At 45.1% G+C, this 20,364-nt stretch carries 17 protein-coding genes, 1 tRNA gene, 1 other RNA gene and 1 riboswitch; of the genes, 13 read left to right on the top strand and 6 right to left on the bottom strand.

The features are described 5' to 3' along the window. Window positions 1-28 precede the first annotated feature (28 nt). The 4 genes from ACSYSH_RS02265 (at window position 29) to guaA (ending at window position 4,917) form a co-directional block, all read left to right on the top strand. Window positions 29-1,003, top strand: coding sequence for a YitT family protein (locus ACSYSH_RS02265; protein WP_252773752.1), 975 nt, complete (start codon window positions 29-31; stop codon window positions 1,001-1,003). 76 nt (window positions 1,004-1,079) lie between these two features. Next, window positions 1,080-1,176: riboswitch (purine riboswitch) on the top strand. A gap of 88 nt (window positions 1,177-1,264) precedes the next feature. Continuing rightward, complete coding sequence (gene guaB / locus ACSYSH_RS02260; RefSeq protein ID WP_491702477.1) at window positions 1,265-2,377, top strand: IMP dehydrogenase; 1,113 nt, start codon at window positions 1,265-1,267, stop codon at window positions 2,375-2,377. Window positions 2,378-2,412: 35 nt separating this feature from the next. After that, window positions 2,413-3,372 (top strand): IMP dehydrogenase, encoded by a 960-nt coding sequence (locus ACSYSH_RS02255; RefSeq protein WP_489815793.1) that lies wholly within the window; start codon window positions 2,413-2,415, stop codon window positions 3,370-3,372. Between the two features lie 3 nt (window positions 3,373-3,375). Continuing rightward, entirely contained in the window at window positions 3,376-4,917 is a 1,542-nt protein-coding gene (gene guaA, locus ACSYSH_RS02250) for a glutamine-hydrolyzing GMP synthase (RefSeq protein ID WP_489815792.1), read from the top strand. Between the two features lie 462 nt (window positions 4,918-5,379). Here the strand turns inward: guaA and ACSYSH_RS02245 are convergent, their stop codons facing one another. After that, window positions 5,380-6,414, bottom strand: a complete 1,035-nt coding sequence (locus tag ACSYSH_RS02245) for a branched-chain amino acid aminotransferase (protein ID WP_491702478.1) — start codon at window positions 6,412-6,414, stop codon at window positions 5,380-5,382. 146 nt (window positions 6,415-6,560) lie between these two features. Here ACSYSH_RS02245 and recU point away from each other — a divergent pair, with 146 nt between their 5' ends. From recU to ACSYSH_RS02220, 5 genes are all read left to right on the top strand, one after another. Continuing rightward, window positions 6,561-7,268 carry a Holliday junction resolvase RecU gene (gene recU / locus ACSYSH_RS02240; protein ID WP_489815790.1) on the top strand — a complete coding sequence of 236 codons (708 nt, stop codon included), beginning with the start codon at window positions 6,561-6,563 and terminating at the stop codon, window positions 7,266-7,268. Further along, window positions 7,265-7,822 (top strand): SLOG family protein, encoded by a 558-nt coding sequence (locus tag ACSYSH_RS02235; RefSeq protein ID WP_491702479.1) that lies wholly within the window; start codon window positions 7,265-7,267, stop codon window positions 7,820-7,822. Before recU ends, ACSYSH_RS02235 begins: the two co-directional genes overlap by 4 nt. A 259-nt stretch (window positions 7,823-8,081) precedes the next feature. Further along, the gene (locus ACSYSH_RS02230; RefSeq protein ID WP_491702480.1) at window positions 8,082-8,465 is read left to right on the top strand and encodes a DivIVA domain-containing protein; all 384 of its coding nucleotides are present in this window, start codon (window positions 8,082-8,084) and stop codon (window positions 8,463-8,465) included. A gap of 56 nt (window positions 8,466-8,521) precedes the next feature. Further along, window positions 8,522-8,890, top strand: an RNA gene (rnpB, locus tag ACSYSH_RS02225) — RNase P RNA component class B. 183 nt (window positions 8,891-9,073) lie between these two features. Continuing rightward, window positions 9,074-10,561, top strand: a complete 1,488-nt coding sequence (locus tag ACSYSH_RS02220; RefSeq protein ID WP_489815787.1) for an ABC transporter substrate-binding protein/permease — start codon at window positions 9,074-9,076, stop codon at window positions 10,559-10,561. 117 nt (window positions 10,562-10,678) lie between these two features. On the opposite strand, the gene ACSYSH_RS02215 is transcribed toward ACSYSH_RS02220, so the two are convergent. After that, the gene (locus ACSYSH_RS02215; RefSeq protein ID WP_491702481.1) at window positions 10,679-11,710 is read right to left on the bottom strand and encodes a lactonase family protein; all 1,032 of its coding nucleotides are present in this window, start codon (window positions 11,708-11,710) and stop codon (window positions 10,679-10,681) included. 229 nt (window positions 11,711-11,939) lie between these two features. On the opposite strand from ACSYSH_RS02215, the gene ACSYSH_RS02210 reads away from it, so the two are divergent. The 3 genes from ACSYSH_RS02210 (at window position 11,940) to ACSYSH_RS02200 (ending at window position 13,767) form a co-directional block, all read left to right on the top strand. Then, entirely contained in the window at window positions 11,940-13,100 is a 1,161-nt protein-coding gene (locus ACSYSH_RS02210) for an AI-2E family transporter (RefSeq protein ID WP_489815785.1), read from the top strand. Beyond that, window positions 13,097-13,609 (top strand): tRNA (cytidine(34)-2'-O)-methyltransferase, encoded by a 513-nt coding sequence (locus ACSYSH_RS02205; RefSeq protein WP_059393471.1) that lies wholly within the window; start codon window positions 13,097-13,099, stop codon window positions 13,607-13,609. The genes ACSYSH_RS02210 and ACSYSH_RS02205 overlap by 4 nt, the downstream gene beginning before the upstream one ends. 86 nt (window positions 13,610-13,695) lie before the next feature. Continuing rightward, window positions 13,696-13,767, top strand: a tRNA-Glu gene (locus ACSYSH_RS02200). 196 nt (window positions 13,768-13,963) lie between these two features. Here the strand turns inward: ACSYSH_RS02200 and ACSYSH_RS02195 are convergent. Both ACSYSH_RS02195 and ACSYSH_RS02190 read right to left on the bottom strand, forming a co-directional pair. Continuing rightward, entirely contained in the window at window positions 13,964-14,284 is a 321-nt protein-coding gene (locus tag ACSYSH_RS02195; protein WP_491702482.1) for a tyrosine-type recombinase/integrase, read from the bottom strand. Between the two features lie 102 nt (window positions 14,285-14,386). Continuing rightward, window positions 14,387-15,187, bottom strand: coding sequence for a manganese catalase (locus ACSYSH_RS02190; RefSeq protein WP_252773764.1), 801 nt, complete (start codon window positions 15,185-15,187; stop codon window positions 14,387-14,389). 355 nt (window positions 15,188-15,542) lie between these two features. Between ACSYSH_RS02190 and ACSYSH_RS02185 the strand changes: the two genes are divergently transcribed. Then, window positions 15,543-17,918: an FtsK/SpoIIIE family DNA translocase gene (locus ACSYSH_RS02185; RefSeq protein WP_491702483.1), complete on the top strand. Its 2,376-nt coding sequence runs from the start codon at window positions 15,543-15,545 to the stop codon at window positions 17,916-17,918. A gap of 174 nt (window positions 17,919-18,092) precedes the next feature. Here ACSYSH_RS02185 and ACSYSH_RS02180 read toward each other — a convergent pair whose 3' ends face one another. Both ACSYSH_RS02180 and ade read right to left on the bottom strand, forming a co-directional pair. Next, window positions 18,093-18,593: a hypothetical protein gene (locus tag ACSYSH_RS02180; protein WP_489815783.1), complete on the bottom strand. Its 501-nt coding sequence runs from the start codon at window positions 18,591-18,593 to the stop codon at window positions 18,093-18,095. A gap of 10 nt (window positions 18,594-18,603) precedes the next feature. Further along, entirely contained in the window at window positions 18,604-20,262 is a 1,659-nt protein-coding gene (gene ade / locus ACSYSH_RS02175; RefSeq protein ID WP_491702484.1) for an adenine deaminase, read from the bottom strand. Window positions 20,263-20,364 lie beyond the last annotated feature (102 nt).

Genomic DNA, 20,364 nt, shown 5'->3' with positions numbered 1-20,364 from the left:
AAATTCTTTTTTGAAAGAGAGGCTCGCCATGCAAGCTTTAACAAAATCTTGGCGTAAGGCCGCACTGACAAGTGCTGTTTTCGTAATCTCCGTTGGACTACAGGTTTTTGGATTGAATTATTTCTTAATCCCCAATAGCATTTTTTCTGTTGGAATTAATGGAATTTCGCAATTGCTGTCCCTGTTGGTCTTTGATGCTTGGCATTTACGGATTCCAACTGGATTGTTCTTTTTGATTTTCAATATTCCAATTGGTGTGATGGGCTGGAAATTAATTGGTGGTAAATTTACCATCCTCTCCTTTATTAACGCGATGGTGGTGGCTTTGGCTCTGATTTTCGTGCCAGTCCATCCTTTTACGACTCAACCGCTCTTGGCCTCACTCTTTGGGGGCCTCTTAGTTGGTGCTTCGGTTGGAGTTGCTTTGCGGTATGGTTTTTCAACTGGGGGCTTTGACATTATTTCGATGGTTGTGCAAAAGCGAACTGGAAAATCAATTGGCGCCTTTAACAACGCAGTTAACTTTGTGATTGTCTTGATTGCTGGTTCCTTTATTGGTTGGCAAAATGCTCTGTACACGTTGATTGGCATTTATGCCACTGGACGAGTAATCGATGCCATTTATACCGGTTACCAAAAACTCACAGCTTTAATTGTCACAAGTCGGGGACCGGAAGTCATCGACGCTTTGCACCGTGATTTGATTCGTGGCATTACTATTTTGCCTTCAGAAGGTGCTTATACGAAGCGGGAGTCAACGACATTGATGATGGTGCTATCTCGTTTTGAACTCTTTGAAATGCAGGAAACTGTTCGCCAAGTTGACCCAAAGGCCTTTATTAATTTCTTGTCAACGGTTTCCGTTGCGGGTGAGTTTTGGGATGCCGACCGGCAATTACAAATGAAAAAGTCAATGGGACCAAAGGCGGTGACAATTGATGCTCAATTGGAGGCTGAACAACAGTTGGCCGATCAGTTGGATCAACTAAAAGATGAGGATTAAATTCTCATCTTTTTATAATTTAATGTTCGGGAATTTTTATTGCTAAATGAGAAAAAACCGAGTACAATTATCAATAATAATTTAAGAGAAATTTACAGATATATCGCTGGAAAATGGCCAGCAGTCTCTACCGCGCCCCAAAAGTCGTGACTATCCGTGAATGCCAATCAAGGTTTTTTGAGGGAGCATTTTGCGGAGCTGTGGTAGCTGCAAAGTGCTCTTTTTTTGGTCGATCTTGTAAGCAGGATGGTGAGGAGAATCATGGCAGAATTTAAGATTAAAAATAAGTTCGTCCCAATGGGTTTGACCTTTGAAGATATGAAAATGGTCGCCAAAAAGCAAGACGAAATTTCAGTTGATGCCGTTTCTTTGGAAACGGAATTGACGCCTACACTCAAGCTGAAGATTCCTTTGCTATCAGCCGCAATGGATACTGTCACAGAAGCTAATTTTGCCATTACCCTGGCACAGTTTGGTGGCTTAGGTGTTGTTCATAAAAATATGACAATCGCTGATCAAGCCGGTGAAATCAAGAAGGTGAAGGAACACCAAGTTGATTTGAATCAATTCCCCAATGCAGCTTTGGATGCCAAGGGTCGTTTGCTTGTTGCCGGTGCCGTTGGGGTAACCAATGACACGGTGGACCGTGCTGGTGCAATGGTCGCTGCGGGTGCTGATGCCATTATTTTGGATTCTGCTCACGGTCAATCAGAAGGGGTTTTGCGTAAGGTTCGCGAAGTTAAGAATGCTTTCCCTGACGTCAACATCATTGCTGGCAACATTGCCACTGAAGGCGCTGCTTCTGATTTGTATGATGCGGGTGCTGATGTCGTCAAGGTTGGAATTGGACCTGGATCGATCTGTACAACACGTGTTGTTGCCGGAATCGGTGTCCCACAGTTGTCTGCCATTCGCGATGCTGCTACGGAAGCTAAGCGCCGTGGCAAGGCAATCATTGCTGATGGTGGTGCTAAGACGCCCGATGACATCATGAAGGCTATTGCCATGGGGGGGAACGCCGTGATGCTCGGTTCAATGTTCTCAGGCACAAAGGAAACCCCCGGGGCAGTCTTTGAAGACAACGGCCAGAAGTTTAAGTTTTACCGTGGTATGGGATCCATTGCTGCTATGGAAAATGGTTCAAAGGATCGCTACTTCCAGGGCGAAGTTAACGAAGCGAAGAAGATGGTACCAGAAGGAATTGAAGCCCGAGTTGCCTATAAGGGTACTTTGGCTGACATTTTGTTGCCAATCTTGGACCACTTACGCAAGGAAATGGCCGAAATGGGTGTGCACAACGTGCAAGAAGCCATTGACCAGGCCGAAAACGTTGAGAAGACGACCGACGTCTTTGACTACCAGGCTTCTTTGTAATTTTTACGAACACAAACCTTTGATCGGGAGAAATTATGACTGATATGAATACACGACACGGCTTGGGGTACGACGAAACCCTTTTGGTCCCAGCAGCTTCAAACGTTTTGCCACATTTAGTCGACTTGAAGACGCATTTGGGCGTATTGGCGTTGAATAACCCATTGGCAGCTGCAGCAATTAATCCAGCTGCTAATCAACAAGAAGTCGTTTTGGCTGTGGCTCAATCTGGTGGATTGGGCTTGGTTGCTGCTAGTGAAGCTGTTGCAGATCAAGTGGCAGCTGTTGAAGCTGTGCGTGCCGCAACTGTTGATTTGGATCAGCACCCACGGACTTTGGCAACTGAAGATGGTCACGTGGCCGTTGGTGCTGAAATTTGGTTGGCCGCTGATGTGAAGGAGCGCGCATTGGCACTTGCTGGTGCTGGCGCTTCTGCTTTGTTCCTATATTTAAATGATGATTTGACGGCTGATATTGCCGCTGAAATTAAGGACTTGAAGGCGGCCTTGAGCCACGTTATTTTGGCCGTTGGCACCATTGAAGATCCTGCAGTTGCTAAGGAACTCTTCGACTTGGGTGTCGATGCCGTGATTGCTGGTCGTTCAGTTCATTCTGACTGGCCTGATGACATTCACTACCCATTCTTGACGACTGTGATGGGCATTGCTGAAGTGGCAGACTCAATGGATAAGACGGTTATCGCTCAGGGCGGTATCCATTATTCAGGTGATGTTGTTAAGGCCTTGGCCGGTGGCGCTGATTTGGTCATGGTCTCTGATTACCTTGCCAAAGAAGACGTCGCCGAAGACGCTGTTTTCCAAATTGATGGTGGTTTACGGGCCGGAATGGGGTATACTGGTTCACATACGGTTGCTGATTTAAAAGAGTCCGCACAATTCGTTCAAATCACAGATAACGGCTTGAAGGAATCACATCCCCATGATGTGGAAATCACTAAAAAAGCGCCAAATTACGTTGAACAGGAAAGAGACTAAGCCATGACCACAGGTAATGACAAAATCTTAGTATTGGACTACGGGTCCCAATACAACCAATTGATTACGCGACGCGTTCGAGAACTCGGCGTTTTCTCTGAATTGAAGTCATCGAAGATGACGATTGATGAAATTAAGGAATACAACCCGAAGGCAATTATCCTTTCGGGTGGTCCAAAATCAGTTTACGATGACGATGCTTATCCAATTGACCCTGAAGTATTCAAGTTGGGAATTCCAGTCTTGGGTGTTTGTTACGGGATGCAATTGATGGCCCAACATTTGGGTGGTAAGGTCGAAGCAAACCCTGGAAACGGGGAATTTGGTCAGACTGTCATCAAGCAGACTGCCCCTTCAAAGCTCTTTGCTGGTACACCAGAAGAGCAAGTTGTCTTGATGTCACACTCAGACAACGTCACAAAGTTGCCTGACAACTTTGTTGTGGCTGCCGGTTCTGAAAAGACGCCAATTGCAGCGATTGCTAATGATGATGACCGTCTGTACGGCGTTCAATTCCACTCTGAAACAACATTGTCTGAACACGGTAAGGAAATCATTAAGAACTTTGTCATTGATATTGCCGGAGCGGACGCTTCTTGGACAATGGCTGGTTTCATTGATGAACAAATCGAAAAGATTCGCGCCGAAGTTGGTGACAAGAAGGTCTTGCTTGGTTTGTCTGGTGGGGTTGACTCATCTGTTGTTGGTGTCTTGTTACAAAAGGCCATCGGCGACCAATTGACTTGTATCTTTGTTGACCATGGTTTGTTGCGTAAGAACGAAGCACAACAAGTGATGGACATGTTGGGTGGCAAGTTTGGTTTGAACATCATCAAGGTCGATGCACAGGATCGTTTCTTGTCAAAGCTTGCTGGTGTTACTGATCCAGAGCAAAAGCGTAAGATTATCGGTAACGAATTTATCGAAGTCTTTAACGATGAAGCCATCAAGTTGAAGGACGTTGACTTCTTGGCCCAGGGAACGTTGTATACGGATGTGATTGAATCTGGTACGGATACGGCCCAAACAATTAAGTCACACCACAACGTTGGTGGTTTGCCTGAAGAAATGAACTTTACTTTGATCGAACCTTTGAACAAGTTGTTCAAGGATGAAGTTCGTGCCTTGGGTGAAGAGTTGCAAATGGATCACGAGTTGGTCTGGCGTCAACCATTCCCAGGACCAGGTCTTGGTATCCGAATCATGGGTGAAATCACTGAGGACCGGTTGGAAACTGTCCGTGAATCCGACTTTATCTTGCGCGATGAAATCGCCAAGGCTGGTTTGGAAGGTGATGTTTGGCAGTACTTCACTGTCTTGACAAACAATAAGTCTGTTGGTGTCATGGGTGATTACCGGACGTATGAATACACGATTGCTGTCCGTGCCATCACTTCTGTTGATGGTATGACAGCGGACTTTGCCCGCTTGCCATGGGATGTGTTGCAAAAGGTTTCTTCACGAATTGTCAACGAAGTGGATCACATCAACCGCGTCGTGTACGACATTACCGCTAAGCCACCTGCAACGGTTGAATGGGAATAAATAATTATAAGGCGCAGAACTCAAAGTGAACAGCGTAATTTAATGGCATTTTAAGCAAAGTGCACTTAATAAAGTTTACTTGGTTTGTGGCCAATAGCTCGTTAAATTTTAAAGCCAGTTCTGAGAAATCAGAACTGGCTTTTGTAGTTGCTATAAAAAATGTTGCTAGACGATCAAAAAAATTGACTATACAAGAAACACATAAACATTATAAGAAAATTGTTAACTTTGCAACAGCAAAGGCTATGGTGATTACGGATCATCAGACTTTCATTAGTGACAAAACCGGACAACTGAGCAAAAATAACGTTAAATTGAATCCAGCCATTCGGCTGTTTTTTATTTTGTAGCGCTGGTTTATGTAGATAAAAAATCAGAACGAGCCACACGGCTTGTTCTGATTTATCTGACATCAAATGATTTAGTTGGTTAACCTGATTTTTTAAGTTGTAAAATCGGCTATTAGACCAAAGGGACGTCTTGGACCCAACCTTCAGGACCTTTTTGGTCGCCGTATTGGATACCAATCAAGCGGTCATAGAGGGCTTGGGTCTTTGGGCCAACTTCAGTTTCTGAGAAAAAGACATGCTTCTTTCCTTCATGGGTAATGGAACCAACAGGTGAAATGACGGCCGCTGTTCCCATGGCCCCAGCTTCGGCAAATTGATCCAAATCATGGATTGAAATTGCTTCCTCCACCGGATTCATGCCCATTTCTTCGGCCAAGGCCAAGAGGGAGTATTTTGTAACAGAAGGGAGAATTGATGGTGACTTTGGCGTCTTGAATTGGCCATCCTTGGTAATACCAAAGAAGTTTGCAGAACCGAGTTCCTCGATATACTCATGTTCGCGTGGGTCCAAGTAAACAACATCGGAATAGCCGGCCTTGTGGGCGTTGTCACCAGGCAACATCGAAGCGGCATAGTTACCACCAACCTTGGCTTGTCCGGTTCCACCGTGGGCAGCACGGTCAAATTCAGAAGTTACAAAGGCTGTTGGCGTCAAGCCACCTGGATAGTAGGCACCAACTGGCATGGCAAAGATGGTGAACAAGAAGTCGTGGCCAGGGTGGACACCAATTTCAGGCGAAGTCGAAAGCAACAATGGTCGCAAGTACAAAGAGCCACCCGACTCGTAAGGTGGGATGAAATCTTGGTTAGCCTTAACCACTTCCTTAACGGCTTCAACAAACTTATCTTCTGGATAAGGCGCCATTAACAAACGTTCTGCTGAGTTATGCATTCGATGGGCGTTACGGTCAGGGCGGAAGATGTTCACACCACCATCCTTACGCCGGTAAGCCTTCAAGCCTTCGAAAACTTCTTGCCCATAATGCAAGGCGACAGCTGATTCGCTCAAATGGAGGGTTGAATCAGTAGTCAATTCGCCTGGTTGCCACTGACCATCGTGGTATTCGGCCTTATAGCGGTAGGGCAGGTCATGATAACCAAAACCCAAGTTATTAAAATCGAGGTCGCTTGCTTTTGCTTTCGTCATAATAATTCTCCTTCTTTTACTCAATGATTAATCTTATATTAAAATAAAATGAGAAAAAGTCAAGGGGTTTTATGAGATTTCCATCAATCTGCCTGATTGATGGAATATGTTAAAATAAGCGTAACTTAAAATTTCGAGGAAACACGATGGTGAATTATCCTAAGGGTGTCCATGGCGATGGACAGCAAGTGCAAAATCAAATTCAACGTGGCAAGAAGACACAGAAGGGTCTCCTCTTTGGTCGGCGGGGGATGGCTTTAGAGAGCCTGATTAACGATGCCAATGAATACTATTTGGCCAACCACCTTGCCGTTATTTATAAGAAACCGACACCGGTGACGATTGTCAATGTTGATTATCCAGCCCGATCAGCAGCCAAAATCACGGAAGCCTATTTTCAGCAGCCATCAACAACCGATTATAACGGCGTTTATCAAGGCCGTTATGTTGATTTTGATGCGAAGGAAACCAAGAACAAAACTTCGTTTCCAATGAAGAACTTCCATGAACACCAAGTCCGTCACTTATCCGAGGTGGTGGCACAGGGAGGCGTTGGATTTGTCCTCATCAAATTCACGCTCCGAGATGAAACCTACCTGTATCCGGCACCAGACTTGATTTACAATTGGCAAGCCCTGAATGGCCACCGGTCATTGCCATATGCCGATGTCGTAGCAGCAGGTTACTTGGTCAAACCAAGTCTGATGCCCAGCCTGGATTATTTGCGGGCGCTTGATGATTACTTAGCAGATTTGTCGGTTGGCAAGCGGGTAGGTCAGCCCAATCAGTCTCAAGCAGTGGGCGGTGATCGTCTAGTCAAACAATCGCAATCCGACGGACGGCACCCGCTATGAGTCGGATTTGGATGACGGGTTATCGGACCTACGAATTGGGTATCTTTAAGGAAAAGGATCCCAAGGTTCAAGTTTTGAAGTATGCTATCAAAAAAAAGATGATAGAACAGTTGGACCTGGGTCTGGAATGGGTAATTACAGGCGGTCAACTCGGAGTAGAGACCTGGGCGATTGAAGTTGCGTTGGATTTGAAAAGGGATTATCCAAATTTGCAGGTTGCTTTACTTTTGCCCTTTGGTCACTTTGGATCACAGTGGCAGGAGGCGAGCCAGACGCGGCTGGCTAATTTAAAACAGCAGGTGGATTTTTACGCCGATGTTCATCAGGAAGACTATCAGGGACCATATCAATTGCGCCAGTATCAGGAATTTGTCTTAAACCACACGGATGGTGCGGTGCTCTTGTATGATGCCGAATTTCCGGGAAAATCTCAGTACGATTATCAAGCCATTTTAAATTTTCAGGCGCAGTCCCCATATCCACTGGAAATGGTTAGTATGGATGACTTGCAAGAATTTGCCAATGATTACCAGGAAAATCAGCATGACCAATGAGGAGGCGGAGATTTCTGAGATAAGAGGCGGAGCAAACTGATCGATTCGTCTTAAGACGACTTTATCCTGAGTACTAGGTGTTTTTCTGGCTTTAATCTATCCAGAAGCGACAAAAAGTTGGATAAAATGGCGAAAGTTAACGTTTGTTTAATCTGAAACAATTACATTAGTATTACTAGCATGACTGTCAAACTTGCTACTGCCAGATTTTCCTGGTATTATTAGCCTAGTTCAATTAGAATTTAAAGGAGTGTTTCTTGTGGCTCAAGTAAAGTATACTCAAAAAGATATTTACAACCGTGTTTTTAAGGAAAAGCGCGTTGGTGTTGGTTATGATCCCAATGATGTTGATGGTTTCTTGGATGACATCATTTCTGATTACGGTGTTTTCACTAAGCGGATTGAAGAATTGCAGACACAAGTCGGCCAATTGCAGACTGCTTTGAAGCAGACTCAAGAAGAGTTGAGTGCTGAAGATCACGTTCGTGAAGCTCAACCGGTTGCACCAGCACCGGTCGTTGAGGAGGTGCCAGCACCTGCTCCAGTTCAAACGCCAACCGCAACACCAACTAATCTGGATCTCATTAAGCGCGTCGCGAATTTGGAACGAGCTGTATTTGGTTCAGAAAATGGTGCAAACTAAGTTAAAAAGTGGTAAAATTTTACTGCGATTAACAATGGTTTAATTGTTTAATAGCAGGTACCGAGTAATTGCGCATGATATTTCTCATGTGAGGAAGGTCCATGCTCGCACACTCTGCGATGGGTGTAGTGTTTGTGCTGGGATAAAAAATAAACCCAGGCATGGTGAAAACCATGACGGCGGCTGAAATGGCTACGGCTTTGCTATGTCAAAATAGGTCTGAAAGTGCCATAGAAACGGATTCCTAGGTGAAAATTTAGGACTTGAGACGAGGTAAACCCCACAAGCGGGCAACCCAAACTTTGGTAGGGGCGGCTGACCTAGTGAACTGAAATGATGGTCGGTATGGCGGCAACGCTTAGATAGATGATTACTGAAGGTGCTTAATCCCTGGTAAGTACTGGAACAAAACATGGCCTACAGGTACCTGTTACAGGGAGTCCACACTTGGTGTGGGCTTTTTTTTATGGCTTTTTATTGGTAGAATAGGTAAGTGCGAAAAGAGCTTGACCATTTTGCGAGCTCTTTTTTGATGTCAGCCATTGCAATGAATGGTCAGATAACAAACAAATAAAACTGTTGGTCTGTGACTGACAAAAGGATTGAATATGTTCAAAACACTTAGCAAAAAAATGCTGACTTGGTTAACCTTGGCCATCTTAGTCTTGCCCCTTTTACTAGCATCCGCAACAGCCTTCACGACTAAGGTGAATGCAGCTGAAACGGATCCTACTTTGGAACGAATTCAAAAGAAGGGAACGTTGGTCGTTGGCTTGTCAGCCGACTATGCACCTTATGAATTTCATAGCCAAATCGATGGTAAGGACCAAATCGTTGGTTTTGATGTTTCCTTAGCAAAGGCGATTGCTAAGAAATTAGGCGTAAAAATTCAAATTGAAGACATGGGCTTTGATGCTCTCTTGGGTGCTTTGAAGACCGGAAAGATTGATATGATTGCTTCTGGTTTCTCAGCAACGCCAGAGCGAGAGACACAAGTCGACTTTTCCCATGTTTACTTGAAGTCACCGCAGACGATGATTGTGCTGAAAACAAACAAAGCCAAGTATGAAAGTGGTGAATTGTCAGCCTTCTCCGGTCAAAAGATTGGGGCACAAACGCAAACTATCCAGGAAGATGCTGCTAAGACAATTCCTGGGGCAACAGTTGTTTCACTGCAAAAATATCCCAACCTGATTTCTCAGTTGTCACAAGGGGTTGTGGCGGGAGTCGTGGCTGAAAAGACGATTGCCCAAGCCTATGCGGATCAGAACCCCAAATTTGCCATGGTTGAACCAAAGTTTTCAACGGATTCCACGGGACAGACGTCGATTGCCGTTCCTAAGAATTCACCAGCCTTGGTTGCTAAGGTTAACCAGGTGATTGATAAAGTGACGACCAATGGTCAGTTTGATGGCTGGAAGAAGCAAGCTCAAAAGCAGATGTTTGCCTCCAAGGACAAGTCCTATTGGCAAAAGTATGGCCACTACTTTGTTGAAGGAACTGGCATTACTTTGGCCTTAGCTGTGGTTGGTGTCTTGATTGGGACCACTTTGGGAACTTTCTTTGCCCTCCTGAAGCTTTCATCTGTCTTTATCCTGAAGGCGATTGGTAATATTTACGTTGAATATATAAGGGGAACACCTTTGCTGGTCCAGGCCTTTATGGTCTTCTTTGGAACACAGGCGATTGGCTTACACCTATCGGCCTTTGTAGCGGGTTCACTGGCAATGGGTTTGAATTCTGCTGCTTATGTGGCCGAAATCATCCGTTCTGGAATTGAATCGGTTGATCAGGGGCAAACAGAAGCTGCCCGGTCTTTGGGACTTTCCCATGCCAAAGCGATGCGCTTAGTAATCTTGCCACAGGCTGTCCGAACAATTTTGCCAGCTTTGGGTAATGAATTTGTTTCGGTCATCAAGGAAGGATCTGTTATCTCTGTTATTGGCGTTGGCGAATTAATGTATGAAACGGGCGTTGTCCAGGGAGCTTCCTTTGAACCATTTATGCCACTGGTGATTGCCTCATTGATTTATTTCGTGTTGACCTTTACTATTTCGCGCGTATTGGGCTATGCTGAACGGCGCATGGATCGTTAATTGAATATTTTTATTGAAGGCCCTTGCGATAGCAAGGGCCTTTTTTCGATGGTTTTAATAAAAAAGGACGTAAAAAAAGAGCTGCCAGAGCAACTCTTTGAAAAAATCAGTTTGATTTTAGCCTTCGAACTTTACTCGGACACCTTCAGGGATGGCGAAGTCTTTTTGAACTAGCGTCAATTCACCGGTTTCTTGGTCACGTGAGAAGACGGAAACGTTATTTGTTTTTTGGTTAGCGACAACCAAGAATTTTTCGGCGGGGTCAAAGTTCATATCGCGGGGGAATGAGCCTTCAGTTGAAACTGTTTGAATTAATTCAATTTCTGCTCCCATGTTGGATGTTTGGAAGACAGAAACAGAATCGTGACCACGGTTTGACGTGTAGATGAAGCGGCCGTCTTCCGTCAAGCGGATAGCAGCAGCACCATTGTGTTCATCCCAGTCAGAAGGGATTGTTGAAATTGTCATGACATGGGCAAATGAGCCGTCTTCTGCGTCGTACTTCAACACGGAAAGCAAAGATGACAATTCCCCTAGGACATAAGCATACTGTCCGTCAGGTGAGAAACGCAAATGACGTGGTCCAAAACCGTCTTCTGCCTTATAGCGAGCAACATCGGTCAACAAGCCGGAAGGGTCGACAGCAAGGGTAATGACTTCATCGGTCCCCAAATCAACAACAGCCAAACGGTTGTCAGGTGTTAGGTTGACATAGTGGACATGAGAGCTGTCTTGTTCTGGTCGAGGACCAGAACCGCTGTTATGCCAAGTGTCTTTTAAGACTAAGGAACCATCGGGTTGAATGGCATATACTTCAACTGTACCGCGGTGGTAGTAGCCGGCAAAGACTAATTGGCGGTCTTCATCAACGGCAATGTAAGCGGGGGCAGAACCCTCAGTTACATTCAAACCAATTTCAGACATTGGGCGAGTCGCGTTATCGAGTGAAACTACACCAGCTTCATCGCCACGCTTTTCGACGGCGTAAACAACGTTTTCCTTGGAAATTGCCAAGTAGGTCGGATTCGTGCCAGCAAAAACCAAGCGCGCATCGGACAATTGGCCGGTTGCTTCGTCAAAATCAGCTTCGTAAATGCCCTTTGAACTTTGGCGGGTATAAGTACCAAATAGTACGTGATGAACAGTCATGTTCAGTGTCACTCCTTTTTTAATATTCTAATCAGGGTTATTGTAGCATATTTTTGCAATGGGCTCGACAGAGTAGCTAAAAAAGTAACGACATGTTGATTCCTGATTTTTTAAGGAGAGGGGCTAAGTTACCATAGAATTACCAGGTGGAAAGCGTGGCTAAGGCTCTTTTTGAGGCAATGCTATGGTAAAATGTTTAGTAATAGAAATGTCATGAAAAGGAGCAACTATGCCAAAAGAAAATGGAAAAAAATCGATTGGGTTGACATCGGTTAAGGGACTTAAAACTTTGACCGCAGTGGTCTTAGTCCTATTAATCATTTGGTTAGCCTACCAGGTACGCTTTATTTTTGGACCGATTGAGTCCTTGGTTGCTGCGGTTGGAGCACCTATCTTGATTGCTGGAGTCTTTTACTACCTATTGAACCCCTTGGTCACGAAATTAGAAACGAAGTTAGGCTGGAAACGCAAGCACATCGTCTTGGTCGTGATTGTTCTTTTCTTGCTAATCATGGTGGCAGCCATTGCCTTTTTGGCACGGGTAATCACGGTTCAAGTAACGGAACTATTAACCCATTGGCCAAGTTACTTGCGTGAAGGTCAAAACTGGATTAAAGAGACTTTTGAAGGGCAGCAGTATGATCAGTTACGCAATATTCTAGTCACGTCGAATGACCAAATTAACCGCACAGCAATTGCTTGGGTGCAAGCGCACATGGCTGCTAGCATTTCTGGTGTTGGCTACTTTGCTGCTCGCTTAAGCGAAGTTGGTGTTGTTTTGGTTTCAACACCTTTCATTTTGTATTATTTGCTAGTGGACGGTGCTCATTTACCAGAATTTATCATCGATAAGTTGCCGCCCAAAGTTCGATCATCAACGAAAAATCTTTTGGCAGAATTATCAGAACAGATTGCAAAGTATATTCGGGGGCAATTGGGAGTAGCGTTGTCCGTAATGATTATGTTTGCCGTTGGTTATACACTGATCGGCTTGCCTTCTGGAATCTTGCTGGCCATCTTGGCTGGTGTCTTGAATCTGATTCCTTACTTAGGCTCCTTCTTGGCCCAGATACCTGTGTTTGCGGTTGCTTTTGTCACCGGTGGGGTGAAGATGGCCGTTTTGGCAGCGATTGTCTTGGCGATTGAGCAGCCACTAGAAGGCCATGTCATTACGCCGAAAATTTTGGGGGATGCCTTGGATATCCATCCGGTGACGGTGATTGTTGTATTATTGGCTTCTGGCCAAATTTTTGGTCTGCTGGGCTTTATTCTGGCGGTCCCTGGCTACGCCGTCTTAAAGGTTTTGGTTGTCCATCTTTATACCTGGTGGCGGACAAACTCAAAGTTATTTAAGGAAGAATTGGATAAAGAATTGGGAGAAACGAAATGACGAATCACGTTGTTTTATTTGAGCCGGTCATGCCGGCAAATACGGGAAATATTGCTCGAACAACTGCTGGTACGAATGCTGTCTTGCATTTAATTGAACCCCTAGGTTTTGATATTTCAGATAAAGCGGTTAAGCGAGCTGGTTTGGACTATTGGGACCATGTTGATTTGGTCAAGCACGACTCCTTACCTGATTTTTTGGCTACCTTGAAGCCAACTGATCACCTATACCTGGTTTCAAAATTTGCTAATCAGGACTATACGGATCCGGACTACACATTAGACGATGGTGATCATTACTTCCTTTTTGGTAAGGAAACAACCGGGTTGCCTGAAGTCTTTATGCGTCAAAATCCAGAAAAGGCAATTCGGATTCCACAAAATGACGAACACATTCGTTCTTTGAATTTGTCGAACACAGTTGCGATTGTAGTCTATGAGGCCTTGCGTCAGCAAGATTTTGCGAACTTAGATAAGATTCATACCTACGAACAAGATAAATTAAAATAAATTTCTAAAAAAGGGTTGCAATTTAGAGATATGGTTGCTATACTAATATAGTTGTTTGATAGAGATATCAAGCAACAACTGACCATGGCTCGTTGGTCAAGTGGCTAAGACGCTGCCCTTTCACGGCGGAATCGAGAGTTCGATTCTCTCACGAGCTACTAAACGTCATCTAGTGCAAAACTGCATTAGATGGCTTTTTTGTTTGAATAAGGCTTTATATCAACGTTTGTAGCGTGTACAGAAGTATATAAAAATCTATCGTTTTCTAAACAAAATTCGCAGATAAGGGCACTTTTTGCCAAATTTGCAGAGGATTCGCAGTAAAAAAACACCCATTTGGGTGTCTTTTTTGTCTTAAAAACTTTCAAGAAATTCCATCGATTGATTAACTTCGCTATCTTTCAATTCGTCAATCATGTGGGCATAAATTTCAAGCGTTGTTTTAATATCTTTGTGACCAAGTCGTTTCGAAATGTACTGGATAATCTTGTAATTCATTAAGAGCATACTAGCATGCGTGTGGCGCAACCCGTGGAAAGTAATATTGTTAACGTTCAATTCATCGATCAACTTATCTAAATGTTTATTAGCCGTTGCAATCGATAGCGGATAACCATCTTTCCGTAAGACAAAGAAACGATTATTGAGGGTGTCTGATTTTTTAACCCACCCCAAAAAAGCTGCCCTCCTCTTCGTGATTCAAAGAGGGGAGCAGCTTCTTGCATATATAAGGAAAGGACACCAATAGTTGGCGAAAAATTTAGTTTGTAATGAAAATTAGCCTTGGTTGTTCTTCAAGCGCTTATCGGCAGGTTTTACCTCTGGCACACCACCCATGGCTTCAGGATGTTCTTGGTAGGCGAACTTGTGTCCATCCTTGGCTACCTGGCCTTCAAAGGCCTTTGATCCAGTACCGTCGGAGAAGCTCATGATGGTGTGGGCGAATTCTGAATGCTCGATATCGCCCATATCGCCAGGAACGATTACGCCGTACTTTTCTTCTAGTTCTTCTTGAGCCTTCATGAACTGAAGTTGGTGTTGTGTTTCACGAGCTAACAAGAACTTCAACATATCACGGATTCCCTTGTCTTCCGTCATATTGTAGAGACGAGAAACTTGCAGGCGGGCCTGTGATTCGCGAACGACGTTGAAACGCATATCGGCCACTAAGTTACCAGATGAAGTCACGTAGCCGGCATTCCAGGCTGCACCGTTTGGATTCGTCAGGCCGGCGTTCAAGCCATGAACGAGTGCGTGTTCGGGGTCCATACCCGATAATGTTGCTGCCTTGAGTGGGTCACCGGCAACGTCGGCATCAGAAATTGGCGCATCTTCGAGTAAATAGCCAATCATTGTTGAAATCATTTCCACGTGGCCGATTTCTTCGGTTCCGGTGTCTAAAAGTAAGTCTTTATACTTTTCATCGCCAGTTGATGACCAGCCTTGTGAAAGGTATGACATCATGCCGGTTGTTTCGCCCCATTGGCCACCCAAGGCCTCTTGAAGTCGACGGGCCATTAATGGGTCCGGACGGTCAGGCTTGGCGTTGTATTGCAACTTCCGAGTGTGCGTGAACATAATTTCCTACTTTCTGTGCTATCCGTGAGAATGTTTGTTAAAAATAAACAGTACCAATTTATATTTATTTATAAAATGATGACTATAAAACGCCTATTCTCTAGTAATTAACATCAAAATTAGATGGAATATATAAACCTTTCCAATTTCAACATTTTGCGTTGGAATTAGTTTATCATGGACGACAATCATAGGTAAAGGAGAAATTAGAAAAATGGTCTAGACGGCCACGGATAAAGTCCGTGTTTTCGGTACTGAAAACACTAGGAGTGACAGAGTCGACTGTGCTAAGATAGAAGGAGTAAACTAGACATTTTTAGACCGTTTAAATGGTCTGAGGCAAAGGAGAACCCTCATGGCTAAGCAGACGAAACGTCGTAGTCAAAAGAAAAAGAAAGTAAGTCGGGCAGGTACTGCTGGCCAAATTGTTGGCCTACTGATGATTATCTTATTATCAATTTTTGCAATTTTTCAATTAGGACTTTTTGGCATTTATTTGGCCGATATGGTGCGTTTTTTCTTTGGAAACCTTTACCAAATTACTTTGTTGCCGCTGATTGCTTGGGCTGCGGTTTATTTGGTGATGGATAAAAGTTATCCCATCCCCGGTCGCATATATGTCGGAGTGGCGATGATCTATCTGGCAACAGTCTTGTTGTCATCGATGCTTTTCTTCACACAGAACGAATTGCCAGGCGGTGGTTATGCTTCTCAAGTAATTCGATTGATCGGTCAAGATATGACTAACCAATCCGCTGGAACACCGGTTGGAGCTGGTATGTTAGGAGCCCTTTTATACCAAATAACCTTTACCCTCTTATCAAACGTTGGTGCGGCAATTATTATCGTTGTTTTGTACCTTGCAGGTGTGATTGTCACTTTCCGTTTACCTGCGCGTGACCTGGCACAAAAAGGTGTCGTTAAGGCTCATGAAAACTTTGCGGAGTTTCAAAAGCAGCAGAGTCAAAAGCGTGATCAGCGCCAATTGCTGGCTGAGAAGAAGCAACAGAATTTGACGGAATTTGGTGACCATCCATTTGGCTTGAGTAAAACGGAACCACAGGCAGATGAACCGTCGGCAGATCCATTTTTCCCGGATCCTGCCAAAGATATTGATGGTGATGGTGCTGATTTGCCAGTAGAAGAAAGCCTGAATATGGGTGCCGACCCGGTTGAACCAACCATTAACTGGCAGGCACCGACAACGCCAAGCCCGGCTGTACCAGCGCAAACTACTAATCCACAAGAACATGAAGACGTCCACCTCAATGCCACTACTGTGGACGACGATGATTACCAGTTGCCACAAACCTCTCTCTTAACGAAGACTCAGCCAACCGACCAAACCAAGGAAGCCCAAGGCTTGAATGCAAAATCTCGTCTGGTCCATGACACATTGCAATCCTTTGGTGTGGACGCAACTGTATCCTCGGTTTCCTTGGGACCAACGGTTACTCAGTATGAGCTCAAGCCGGGGCAGGGGGTCAAGGTTAACCGGATTGCTAATTTGGCGGATGACCTCGCCTTAGCCTTGGCGGCAAAATCAATTCGAATTGAAGCACCCATTCCTGGAAAGCCCTATGTCGGGATCGAAGTGCCCAACGATACACAGGCGGTCGTTGGTTTCCGCTCGATGATTGAACAGTCTAAAACCTTCGACCAAGGGTTGCTAACGGTTCCTTTGGGCCGTGACGTGACTGGCAACATTGTGTCAGTGGACTTATCAGCAATGCCGCACTTACTGATTGCTGGATCCACTGGTTCTGGAAAATCAGTTGGGCTGAATGGTATTATTGTTTCTTTGCTCTTAAAGGCCAAGCCGTCCGAAGTAAAGTTGATGATGGTAGACCCCAAGGTGGTTGAGCTTTCAATTTACAATGGTATTCCACATTTGCTGACGCCTGTTGTTTCTGATCCACGTAAAGCGGCGAAGTCGCTACAAAAGTTAGTCGATGAGATGGAAAACCGCTACGACCTACTGGCTCAATTTGGTAAGCGAAATATCGGCGAGTATAATGCAGCCGTAGACGATAACAATGCTCATGCCAAGGAAACCGGTAATGCAATCATGACGAAGCTGCCTTATATTGTGGCAGTTGTCGATGAATTTGCTGATTTGATGGCAACGGTCGGCTCTGAAATTGAAGTTTCGATTGCGCGCCTGGGAGCCAAGGCGCGAGCGGCCGGTATTCACATGATTCTCGCGACCCAGCGGCCCGACGTGAAAGTGATTAACGGAACGATTAAGTCGAATATTCCTGGTCGAATTGCTTTTCGAACGGCATCGGGAATCGATTCGCGGACGATTTTGGATACAAACGGGGCCGAAAAATTACTTGGTCGCGGGGATATGATTTTCGCCCCACCTGGCAAGGCTCATAAACGATTGCAGGGCGCCTTTATTTCTAATCAGGATGTGACTGCCATTGTTGATTTCGTCAAGGGTGAACAAGATGCCGTTTATGATGAAAAGATGACGGTCACTGATGAGGAAGTAGCCCAGGATGAAAATGGCGGTGGCGGTAACTCGGATGATGAATTGTTTGAGGAGGCGCTTGAATTCGTGATTGACCAACAGAAGGCCTCGACTTCATTGCTCCAACGTCGTTTCCGGATTGGTTATAACCGGGCGGCTCGCTTGGTTGACGACCTTGAAAATGCCGGCTATATTGGTCCGGCTGACGGGGCTCGGCCACGCCATGTCAACGTTAGCAAGAAAACCGATGAATAGATGGATAAATGAAGCTAAGTAAAAAAGCGGAACTGCCAAAGTAGATGGTGGTTTCGCTTTTTTTGATACTTATTTTGGAAATAATTTGATGGGACGCATGTTCGGCAAGATGAGGGGGAGCTGCATCAAAAAACGCCACTCTCAAGAGCGGCGTTTTTTAATCAATTATTCCAATTATTCCTGGAAAAAGGGCACGATTTGTTTGGCAAATGAACCGTCGGGGTCGTTGACAAAGGTCTTGTAGGCGGCCCAGTAAGCATCTTCAATGAGGAGCGGTTCAGCAATGTTGTTTGGGATTGCCGTTCGTGGAATTCCACCACGGTTATCGCGAGGACCATCGTATTTTTTTGTGAAGTCGTCGAAACGCTTTTCAATCACAATCGCTTCGGGACCAAACCAGTTATGGGGTTCCTTGGTTAAGAAGCTCTCTTCAATTTGGTAGGGTGTCCAATCGGGGAGGTCGACCGCAATTTTCATTGGGTGAACCAACGTTTGTAACTGGACTTGGCCAAGAGCAATATCGGCGATAGCCCCCGCCATGGCTGAAGGCAAATGGCGGGCCTGATTTTCCTTGGCAACCAGGAGAAATTGGCCGGTCATTTTTTCATCGGTTGTGACTTCTTGGCCGGCAAGAACGTTGAGTAATTCGGTTGGGGTAATATTAATAGCTTGCATGAAAGATAGTTTAATCCTGAATTGGAATAAAGGCAAATTGCGTAAAGTCAAAGAGCCCTTGGTCGGTAATTTTCAACGAAGGAATTACGGGCAAGGCCATGAACGAAAGGGTTAAAAACGGATCGAAAGTTAGCGGTGAAATTTCCGCAAAGGCCTCGTTTAGGGTTTGCTGTTTTTGGATTAATTCTTCGTAAGGCAGATCAGACATCAAGCCGCCAATCGGTAATGGAAGGGTCGTCACCTGGCCATCTTTAACAACTACTTGGCCACCGCCGATTTCCTTGAGGGTTTCAACTGCCAAAACCATGTCGTCATCATTAACACCAGCAACAATCAAGTTGTGGGAATCGTGGGCAATGGTGGAAGCGATGGCCCCTTTTTTTAGAGAAAGCCCCTTGATGATCCCCAAACCGTGGCCGAGGTCGTGGTAGCGCTCAATCACGGCTACTTTGGCGAAGGTTTCGTTTGGTGCGAATTGCCCATTTCCATTAACCGGTACTCTTTCGACCTGGTGTTGTGTCGTAATGTGGTGGGGCTCAATTTCAATGACATGGGCGGGCTTGTTGGCATCTAATGGGAGAGTTAAATCAGCCTGTTCAAAGGTCAAATTGATTTGTTGACCGGGAAGCAACAAGACATCTTCTTGCCTATTTTTAAAGAATTGGCCACCAACCATGACCTGGTCGATAGTAACTTGTTTTGGATCGGTTAATATGACCAAATCAGCCTCAAAGCCTGGTGCCAATGCCCCAACATTTTGCAGGTGGTGGGCATTGGCGCCGTTATAAGATGCAAGGGTGTAGGCCAATTCAGGCGCGAGACCATTCTTGATAGCTAAGGCGATATTAAAGTTGATAGATCCTTCTTTTTGGATGTCTGCGGCTGATTTATCATCGGTGGCAAAAGCGAAGTGACCCTCGTTGGCTTTGGTGATGGCAGGGAGGAGGGCGCGCTCGTCGCGTTCAACAGTTCCTTCACGCAAGAAGACGGCCATTCCGGCGTTGACGCGGTCTAATGCTTCTTTTTTGCTGGTGGCTTCGTGGTCAGTGTCGATACCATAGGACCGGTAGACGGCTAGTTCCACAGGACCTAACCCTGCCCCGTGACCGTCGACGTGTCGGTGGGCCTCTTTTGCATCTGCAATTTTTTTCAACATGTCGGTCTGACCGTTAGCAACTGCTGGAAAATCCATCACTTCGGCTAAGCCGGCAATTTCTGGGTGTTGGTAGAAGGGACGGAGAGCATCTGCATCCAGTGTTGCGCCCGCGTGCTCAAAGGGAGTCGCTGGCACGGAAGAGGGCAACATATAGTGGATATGCAGAGGTGTCTTTTTGGCAGAGTCGAGCATATATTGGATGCCTGAAATGCCGGCCACGGAAGCAATTTCATGTGGGTCAGCAAAAATGCGAGTAACGCCGTTTTCCAGAGAAAGCCGACCAAATTCAGACGGGGTTAACAAGGAAGATTCAATATGGAGGTGAGCATCGATAAAACCGGGTACGAGAAAGCGGTCACTGCAATCAATGGTGGCTTTGGCCTCTAGGTCTTTGTTATCACCGACAAAGACAATTTTTTCGCCCTTAATCCAGAGATCCTTTTCCTCAAATTCCTGATTAAAGACGTTTAAGACTTGGCCACCGGTGAGGTGGTAATCGACTTGCTGTACCATTGTGCACTCCTTTTTTATTGTGAATTTTATCTAGTTTAGCACATGTCAACAGAGCTTTGGCGCTGATTTAAGCGTTGGGAAAATCAGTTTTGTGAAGGAAAT

The organism is Fructobacillus sp. ESL1117 (assembly GCF_058508565.1).
Note: the sequence above shows the minus strand (reverse complement) of the source record. Positions and strands in the feature narration are given on the sequence as shown.